The 234-nt window shown below is 75.2% G+C and carries 1 protein-coding gene; it reads right to left on the bottom strand.

Annotated elements, in window-relative coordinates; all coding sequences use genetic code 11:
- Positions 1–200, bottom strand: a 200-nt coding sequence (locus tag SB773_RS34820; RefSeq protein ID WP_410595133.1) for a hypothetical protein, incomplete at its 3' end; no start/stop codon positions are given.
- Between the last annotated feature and the right edge of the window lie 34 nt (positions 201–234).

Consider the following 234-nt stretch of genomic DNA (forward strand, 5'->3'; position numbering starts at 1 on the left):
CGGCCCGAGCGCCGGCCCAGGCGCTCGGAGACGAGGTCTGCGTAGTCGGCGAACACCTGGGTCTCGGGCCCGTACGCGACGAACCAGTCGGCCACGTCCTCCTCGCCCCTGCCCCACAGCACGTTCCCGTCGGCCCCGACGCGCGGAGAACCGAGGCCGAGTGCGCCCACCAGCAGGACGTTCCCATCCGTGCCGGTCACCGCCCCGACCGCTGCGCCCGAGTGGGCGTGCGGG

The organism is Bacillus sp. SIMBA_074 (genome assembly GCF_046534555.1).
GTDB classification, from domain to species: domain Bacteria; phylum Bacillota; class Bacilli; order Bacillales; family Bacillaceae_G; genus Bacillus_A; species Bacillus_A mycoides.